Source organism: Streptomyces sp. NPDC051987 (genome assembly GCF_040680735.1).
In the GTDB taxonomy this organism is placed as follows: Bacteria; Actinomycetota; Actinomycetes; order Streptomycetales; family Streptomycetaceae; genus Streptomyces.
Window position 1 is genome coordinate 1 of the sequence record NZ_JBFAXI010000174.1, and the last position, 7,748, is coordinate 7,748.

The window sequence follows — 7,748 nt, forward strand, 5'->3', positions numbered from 1 at the left end:
CCCCCCCCCCCCCCCCGGGCGGGGCCCCCCCCCCGCCCGTGTGTCTCCCGCGGTGGCCTCTCAAGGCCGAGGTCAGCACGGAATCAGCACGGCGGCAGGCCCGCGGGTTCAGGACGGCCAGGAAGGCGGTCGCCCCCTTGACGATCTCGTGGCCCGGACCTCGCCGAGTCGCTACGGTTGAGCCATGACCGCACTGCCCGACTGGATGCGCCCGCCGCGCGAGGAAGGCTGGCTCGCGGAGGACCTGGACCGCCTCCCCGAGGCGCCCCGCCACACCGAGCTGATCGACGGAGCGCTGGTCTTCATGATGTCGCCGCAGAGGTGGTGGCACGGCCACCTCGTCACCATGCTCACTGTCGCCCTCATGGAGCAGGCGCCAGGCGATGTCAGGGTCGGCCGCGAGATGACCATAAAGCTCGACGAGCGAAACCGGCCCGAACCGGATCTGCTGTTGACGACAGCCGATTACGACGGGGACCGCACCTGGTTCGCACCGGAGGAAGTGCGGCTCGTCATCGAGGTCGTCTCCCCCGAGTCCGCGCACCGGGACCGCACGGTCAAGCTGCGCAAATACGCGCAGGCCAAGATCCCGCACTACTGGTGCATCGAGGACGAGGACGGGGCCCCCGTCGTGCACGTCTACGAACTCGACGAACCGACGGGCGCGTACGCACCCGCGGGCATCTTCCGCGGCACCCTCAAGCGCCCCGTGCCCTTCGACATCAGCCTGGATCTCGACAAGCTCACGCCGCCGCGGAGCAACTGAGGTCAGCACCAAGTCAGGACAGGAACGCCAAAGGGGCCGGGCTTGCGAGCGGCCGGCCCCTTTGACCTGCGTTTGGGACTAATCGCCTGGCGCACGGCGGCGCCCGAACCGCCTCGATAGCCCGCCCGTGGTCGCCGACCACCGCCCGCGCCGCCTCGCTTCCGCATAATGCCACCGCTGCCCCGGCACTGGCCGGGCCCGGAGACGTTGTGTACACATGGCACACTCGGTACCCTTGAAGCATGACTCAGCCGCTGCCCATAGAGTCCATCCGCGACGTACGTGCTCACTTGGCCGAAGTCGTCGAACGGGCCGACCGTGACGACGTGCCCACTGTCATCACCCGTCGCGGCAAGCAGGTCGCCGCCGTGGTCTCGATCGACGTCCTGCGCAAGTACCAGGAATGGGAGGAGCGCGAGATCAACCGCATCCTCGACGAGCGCATGGCGAACCCTGCCGTCGACATCCCGATCGAGGACGTGATGAGGGAGACGCTGGCACGCAGTGAGTGACTACCGCACGGCGTTCCGGCCCGAGGCCCAGGCCGAGCTGCGCAAGATCCCGCGGGACATGGCGCTTCGCATCCTGGCCAAACTCACAGAGCTGGAGAGCGGCCCCTTCGGCTTCAACACCACCGCACTCGTGTCCCAGCCTGAGCGCCGCCGCCTTCGGGTCGGCGACTACCGAGTCGTCTACACGATCGACAACGGGGAACTGGTGGTGTGGGTCGTACACGTCGTGCACCGCTCCACGGTCCACGACACCCAGCTGCTTCAGGTTCTGCGGACACCTGCGGACCGCACAACGGCCTGACCTGCTTTCTCACAGGTCAGGCCGGTTGTCCACGCCCGATCAGACGTTGAACCGGAACTCCACCACGTCCCCGTCCTGCATGACGTAGTCCTTGCCCTCCATGCGGGCCTTGCCCTTGGCTCGGGCCTCGGCGACCGAGCCGGTTTCGACCAGGTCGTCGAAGGAGATGACCTCGGCCTTGATGAAGCCCTTCTGGAAGTCGGTGTGGATGACACCGGCCGCCTCAGGGGCCGTGGCGCCCTTCTTGATGGTCCAGGCGCGGGATTCCTTGGGGCCGGCCGTGAGGTACGTCTGCAGGCCGAGGGTGTTGAAGCCGACGCGGGCGAGGGTGGCGAGGCCGGGTTCCTCGGCGCCGACCGACTCCAGGAGCTCCAGGGCGTCCTCCTCGTCGAGCTCGGCGAGGTCCGCCTCCAGCTTGGCGTTGAGGAAGATCGCCTCGGCGGGGGCGACCAGGGCGCGCTGCTCGGTCTTGAAGTCCTCGTCGAGCAGTTCGTCCTCGTCGACGTTGAAGACGTAGAGGAACGGCTTGGTGGTGAGCAGGTGCAGGTCGTGCAGGAGCTCGGCGCGGTCCGAGCCCTGGACGATGCCGTGGGCGAAGAGCGTGTCGCCCTTCTCCAGGATCTCCTTGGCCTCCTCGACGGCCTTGACCTTGGGGGCCACGTCCTTCTTGATGCGCGACTCCTTCTGGAGGCGCGGCAGGACCTTCTCGATGGTCTGGAGGTCGGCCAGGATCAGCTCGGTGTTGATCGTCTCGATGTCGTCCTTCGGCGAGACCTTGCCGTCGACGTGCACGACGTTCTCGTCCTTGAAGGCGCGGATGACCTGGCAGATCGCGTCGGACTCGCGGATGTTCGCGAGGAACTTGTTGCCCAGGCCCTCACCCTCGGAGGCGCCGCGCACGATGCCCGCGATGTCCACGAAGTCGACCGTCGCGGGGAGGATGCGCTCCGACTTGAAGATCGACGCCAGCTTGGCCAGGCGGCCGTCGGGGACGCCGACGACACCCACGTTGGGCTCGATCGTGGCGAACGGGTAGTTGGCCGCCAGCACGTCGTTCTTGGTCAGGGCGTTGAACAGGGTCGACTTGCCGACATTGGGCAGGCCGACGATTCCGATCGTGAGCGACACGTTGCGACTTCCCGTAGTGAGAGGGTGAGCGGGCCAGGGGCTGCCCGTGCCGGCGGGCCGGCCGATCCACCAGTTTACGGGTTCCGGTCTCCTGGCCGGCGGCCGCGTCGAACACCTGGACATGCTCTGCTCTTCGGCTTGGTTTCGGCGTGTCTGGGGCCTGATCGGGCACATAAACCGACCTAGGTTGGTCCGATGGAGCAACGCAGGACCCGACCCCGACAGCACGGCCCGAACCGCGGTGCCCCCCGCGGGCCGCTGCCGCCCCAGGCGAGACGGCGGCCCGCGACGGCCGAGCGCCGGCCCGCCGCGGGCAGGTCGCGGCCGGCACCGGCGGCGGCGCCCGCGCGGCTGCCGGCCCCACGGCTGACGGGGCTCGGCTGCGGCCTCTTCTGCATGGCCGTGATGGTTCTGCTCGGCCTCCTGGACGGCCTGCTCCTCGGGGCGTCCCTGACCGCGTACGGCGTGCTGTTCCTGCCGGTGGCCGCACTGACCGCGCTGTGGGTGCGCGGGGGCGATCTGCCGACCGCCCCCGTCGTCGTCCCGATCGGCTTCGCCGTCGGTCTGCCGGTCGTCGCCGACGACGGTGGCGGCGGCTTCCTCGGCGCGGTGATGGGCCTGGTGACGGCCCTGTCCACGCAGGCCGGCTGGCTCTACGGCGGAACCCTGATCGCCGGGGTGATCGCTGTCGTCCGCCGGGTGCGGCTGGTCCGGCGCCGCCGCAGGGCCTGACCGGCGCCGGCTACCTGGCGTGGTGCGCCGCGCGCATCGCCGCGCCGACGATGCCGGCGTTGTTCTGCAGCTGGGCCGGGACGATCTCGGCCTTGATGCCCTCGATGTACGGCAGGAACTTCTCGGCCTTGCGGCTCACCCCGCCGCCGATGATGAACAGGTTCGGAGAGAAGAGCATCTCGACGTGCGTCAGGTACTTGGTGACCCGGCGGGCCCAGTGCTCCCAGGTCAGGTCGCCGTCCTCCTTGGCCTTGCTGGAGGCCTTCTTCTCCGCGTCGTGGCCGTCCAGCTCCAGGTGGCCCAGCTCGGTGTTGGGGACCAGCTCGCCGTCGGTGAACAGGGCGCTGCCGATGCCGGTGCCGAAGGTGAGCAGCATGACGACACCCTTGCGGCCCCGGCCGGCGCCGAACTCCATCTCGGCCACGCCGGCCGCGTCCGCGTCGTTGACCACGGTCACCGGGAGTCCGCCGAGCCGCTCGCTGAACAGCTTGCGCGCGTCGGTGTCGATCCAGCTCTTGTCGACGTTCGCCGCCGTGCGGATGTGGGTGCCGTCGGTGATCACCCCGGGGAAGGTGAGTCCGACCGGGCCGCTCCACCCGAAGTGGTCGACGACCTGCTTGACCCCGTCGGCGACGCCGTCCGGGGTCGCCGGGTGCGGGGTGAGCACCTTGCACCGCTCCTGGGCCAGGTCGCCCTTGTCCAGGTCCACGGGAGCGCCCTTGATCCCGGAACCACCGATGTCCACGCCGAAGATCTGCATGGCTCCACGTTACGTGGTACGACTGACAGTCACGACGTCGGGCGAGCCGAGGTCACACAGTCGTACGGCGGGTGCTCACGCGCCGGCGCCGCTGCCGCCGCGTTCGGCGACCAGGGCGGCCGCCTCTTCACGCAGGTCACGGCGGAGTTCCTTGGGCAGCGAGAAGGTGATCGACTCCTCGGCCGCCTTGACGATCTCGACGTCGCCGTAGCCGCGCTCGGCGAGCCACTCCAGAACCTGCTCGACCAGCACCTCGGGCACGGAGGCGCCGGAGGTGACGCCGACGGTCGTCACGCCCTCCAGCCACGCCTCGTCGATCTCACTGGCGAAGTCGACCAGGTACGCGTCGCGGGAGCCGGCCAGTTTGGCGACCTCGACCAGTCGCTTGGAGTTGGAGGAGTTGCGGGAGCCGACCACGATGACCAGCTCGGCCTCGGCGCCCATCTGCTTCACGGCGAGCTGACGGTTCTGCGTGGCATAGCAGATGTCGTCGCTGGGCGGGGAGATGAGCTGGGGGAACTTCTCCTTGAGGGCGTCGACGGTCTCCATCGTCTCGTCGACGGAGAGGGTGGTCTGGGAGAGCCAGACGACCTTGGACGCGTCGCGGACCTCGACCTTGGCCACGTCCGCCGGGCCGTCGACCAGCTGGATGTGGTCGGGGGCCTCGCCGGAGGTGCCGATGACCTCCTCGTGGCCCTCGTGGCCGATCAGGAGGATGTCGTAGTCCTCGTTGGCGAAGCGGACGGCTTCCTTGTGGACCTTGGTGACCAGCGGGCAGGTGGCGTCGATGGTGGCGAGGCGGCCGCGCTCGGCCTCCTCGTGGACGACGGGGGCGACGCCGTGCGCGGAGAACATCACGATGTTCCCCGGCGGGACCTCCTCGGTCCGCTCGACGAAGATCGCGCCCTTCTTCTCCAGGGTCTGCACGACGTACTTGTTGTGGACGATCTCGTGCCGGACGTAGATCGGGGCCCCGTACTGCTCCAGGGCCTTCTCGACGGCGATCACGGCGCGGTCCACACCCGCGCAGTAGCCACGGGGGGCGGCGAGCAGGACACGGCGGCCAGGCGAAGCGGTCATGGCACCCATCGTAAGGCCGGGGGCCGCCGCCCCCGGACCCCCGTCGCGGCCTGGACGGCTGTCCGAACGGCCTCGTCCCCGCGGCGGGATGAGAGGTGCTGTCGGTCGGCGCCGTTACTCTCGCGGCATGGCTTTGAACACGTCCGCCGAGGCGCCCGTTCCCGTCGGCGAGATCTCCCGGCTCATCGGCGGGTGGATCGACCGGCTCGGGGCCGTCTGGGTCGAGGGGCAGATCACCCAGCTCTCGCGGCGGCCGGGGGCGGGGGTGGTCTTCCTGACCTTGCGGGATCCGTCGTACGACGTCTCGATCGGCGTCACCTGTTTCCGTCAGGTGTTCGACGCCGTGGCCGATGTGGTCGGCGAGGGTGCGCGGGTCGTCGTGCACGCGAAGCCGGAGTGGTACGCGCCGCGCGGGCAGCTGTCCCTGCGGGCCGCCGAGATACGGCCGGTCGGGGTCGGGGAGCTGCTGGCGCGGCTGGAGCTGCTGAAGAAGGCGCTGGCCGCCGAGGGGCTGTTCGCGGCCGGGCGGAAGAAGCCGTTGCCGTTTCTGCCGCAGCTGGTCGGGCTGGTGTGCGGGCGGGCCTCGGCGGCCGAGCGGGACGTGCTGGAGAACGCCCGGCACCGGTGGCCGGCCGTGCGGTTCGAGGTGCGGAACGTGCCGGTGCAGGGCGTGCACGCGGTGCCGCAGGTGGTGCAGGCCGTGAAGGAGCTCGACGCGATGGAGGAGGTGGATGTGATCATCGTCGCGCGCGGTGGCGGCAGCGTGGAGGATCTGCTGCCGTTCTCCGACGAGCAGCTGGTGCGGGCGGTCGCCGAGTGCCGTACGCCGGTCGTCTCCGCCATCGGCCACGAGCCCGACACCCCACTTCTCGACTATGTCGCGGACCTGCGGGCCTCCACCCCTACCGACGCCGCCAAGAAGGTCGTCCCGGACGTCGGGGAGGAGGCGGAGCGGGTGCGGATGCTGCGGGACCGGGGGCGGCGGTGCGTGGAGGCGCTGGTGGCGCGGGAGGAGCGGGGGCTGGCGCACGCGCTCGCGCGGCCGGCCATGGAGGATCCGCACCGGATGGTCGACGAACGGGCCGATCACGTCGCTTCGCTGGTCGATCGTGCGCGTCGCTGTCTCGGGCATCTGCTGGACCGCGCCGACTCCGAGCTGACGCACACGCACGCGCGCGTGGTGGCCCTCTCCCCCGCGGCCACCCTGAAGCGCGGTTACGCCGTGCTGCAGAAGAGCGACGGCCACGTCGTGCGCGACGGAGCGGAGGTCGAGCCGGGCGAGGCGCTGCGGGCGCGGGTCGCCGGCGGCGAGTTCGCGGTGCGGGTGGACGGCCAGGGCAGTGCCCTACGGGCGGACGAGGCGGGATGAGAGGAGCCGAGACGAAATGTGACGACATGTCACGAGACGACGAGCCAGACGACGAGCGGGGCGAGATGAGCGAGGTCAGCATGAGCGGCGGCAAGACGGAGGACGCGCTCTCCTACGAGCAGGCGCGGGACGAGCTGATCGAGACCGTCCGGCGGCTTGAGGCCGGCGGGACGAGTCTGGAGGAGTCCCTTGCGCTGTGGGAGCGGGGCGAGGAGCTGGCCAAGGTGTGCCGGCGGTGGCTGGAAGGGGCTCGGGCCCGGCTGGACGCGGCGCTGGCCGAGGAGGAGGAAGAGGGGGAGCGGGGCGAGGCGGAGCGCTGAGCGACGAGCGACGAGGGTCGGGCGGTGTGAAGAGGGTCACCGCCGGCAGTTTTTGTTGAAACTCGAACGTTTACTGGCGTATGTTCGTGTCGTCAGCCTATCCGGACCGCGGTCCGGATGAACCGCCGATGTGACCCCCGGGAAGCCCCACCATGTCTCTCGTTCTCGACCCCGCCGCTCAGGACCTGCTGTTCCGCGAGGCCCGCACCGCCAACACCTTCACCGACGAGCCCGTCACCGACGAGCAGGTGCAGGCGATCTACGACCTGGTCAAGTACGGCCCGACCTCCATGAACCAGTCGCCGCTGCGCATCACGCTGGTCCGCTCCCCCGAGGCCCGCGAGCGCCTGGTGAAGCACCTGTCCGAGGGCAACCAGAAGAAGACCGCGGCCGCCCCGCTGGTCGCGATCCTCTCCGCGGACAACGAGTTCCACGAGGAGCTGCCGCAGCTCTTCCCGCACTTCGAGGGCGCCAAGGCCATGTTCGAGGGGGCCGGCCGCGAGGCCCGCGAGAAGAACGCGGCCCTGAACGCCGCCCTCCAGGCCGCCTACTTCATCATCGGCGTCCGCGCCGCCGGCCTCGCCGCCGGCCCGATGACCGGCGTCGACTTCGCGGGCGTGCAGAAGGAGTTCCTGGACGACGACCACACCCCGTTCGTCGTCGTCAACATCGGCCGTCCGGGCCCGGACGCCTGGTTCCCGCGCTCCCCGCGTCTGGCGTACGACGAGGTCGTCACCACCGTCTGAGCCACCCCGCGTGCGCGAGAGGCCCCCGGCGTAG

10 protein-coding genes are annotated in these 7,748 nt (G+C 70.1%); 7 read left to right on the forward strand and 3 right to left on the reverse strand.

Features of this window, described 5'->3' with window-relative positions:
• Positions 1-184 precede the first annotated feature (184 nt).
• The 3 genes from AB0M11_RS40760 to AB0M11_RS40770 all read left to right on the forward strand — a co-directional run bounded on the left by AB0M11_RS40760 (position 185) and on the right by AB0M11_RS40770 (position 1,579).
• Positions 185-766 (forward strand): Uma2 family endonuclease, encoded by a 582-nt coding sequence (locus tag AB0M11_RS40760; protein ID WP_365713934.1) that lies wholly within the window; start codon positions 185-187, stop codon positions 764-766.
• 242 nt (positions 767-1,008) lie between these two features.
• On the forward strand, positions 1,009-1,278 hold the full coding sequence (locus AB0M11_RS40765) for a type II toxin-antitoxin system Phd/YefM family antitoxin (RefSeq protein WP_365713936.1): 270 nt from the start codon (positions 1,009-1,011) through the stop codon (positions 1,276-1,278).
• A complete protein-coding gene (locus AB0M11_RS40770) occupies positions 1,271-1,579 on the forward strand; it encodes a type II toxin-antitoxin system RelE/ParE family toxin (RefSeq protein WP_365713938.1) in 309 nt (102 codons plus the stop codon). Before AB0M11_RS40765 ends, AB0M11_RS40770 begins: the two co-directional genes overlap by 8 nt.
• 39 nt (positions 1,580-1,618) lie before the next feature.
• Here the strand turns inward: AB0M11_RS40770 and ychF are convergent, their stop codons facing one another.
• Positions 1,619-2,707, reverse strand: a complete 1,089-nt coding sequence (gene ychF / locus AB0M11_RS40775; protein ID WP_365713940.1) for a redox-regulated ATPase YchF — start codon at positions 2,705-2,707, stop codon at positions 1,619-1,621.
• A 195-nt stretch (positions 2,708-2,902) separates the two neighbouring features.
• Here ychF and AB0M11_RS40780 point away from each other — a divergent pair, with 195 nt between their 5' ends.
• Positions 2,903-3,439: a DUF6542 domain-containing protein gene (locus AB0M11_RS40780; protein ID WP_365713942.1), complete on the forward strand. Its 537-nt coding sequence runs from the start codon at positions 2,903-2,905 to the stop codon at positions 3,437-3,439.
• A 10-nt stretch (positions 3,440-3,449) separates the two neighbouring features.
• Here AB0M11_RS40780 and ppgK read toward each other — a convergent pair whose 3' ends face one another.
• Positions 3,450-4,199: a polyphosphate--glucose phosphotransferase gene (ppgK, locus tag AB0M11_RS40785; RefSeq protein ID WP_365713945.1), complete on the reverse strand. Its 750-nt coding sequence runs from the start codon at positions 4,197-4,199 to the stop codon at positions 3,450-3,452.
• Between the two features lie 75 nt (positions 4,200-4,274).
• Positions 4,275-5,288 (reverse strand): 4-hydroxy-3-methylbut-2-enyl diphosphate reductase, encoded by a 1,014-nt coding sequence (locus AB0M11_RS40790; RefSeq protein WP_365713950.1) that lies wholly within the window; start codon positions 5,286-5,288, stop codon positions 4,275-4,277.
• A 118-nt stretch (positions 5,289-5,406) separates the two neighbouring features.
• On the opposite strand from AB0M11_RS40790, the gene xseA reads away from it, so the two are divergent.
• The 3 genes from xseA (at position 5,407) to AB0M11_RS40805 (ending at position 7,714) form a co-directional block, all read left to right on the forward strand.
• The gene (gene xseA / locus AB0M11_RS40795; protein ID WP_365713952.1) at positions 5,407-6,648 is read left to right on the forward strand and encodes an exodeoxyribonuclease VII large subunit; all 1,242 of its coding nucleotides are present in this window, start codon (positions 5,407-5,409) and stop codon (positions 6,646-6,648) included.
• Positions 6,649-6,728: 80 nt separating this feature from the next.
• Positions 6,729-6,968 carry an exodeoxyribonuclease VII small subunit gene (locus AB0M11_RS40800; protein WP_365713956.1) on the forward strand — a complete coding sequence of 80 codons (240 nt, stop codon included), beginning with the start codon at positions 6,729-6,731 and terminating at the stop codon, positions 6,966-6,968.
• A 152-nt stretch (positions 6,969-7,120) separates the two neighbouring features.
• Positions 7,121-7,714 carry a malonic semialdehyde reductase gene (locus AB0M11_RS40805; protein WP_365713954.1) on the forward strand — a complete coding sequence of 198 codons (594 nt, stop codon included), beginning with the start codon at positions 7,121-7,123 and terminating at the stop codon, positions 7,712-7,714.
• The last annotated feature ends 34 nt before the right edge of the window (positions 7,715-7,748 follow it).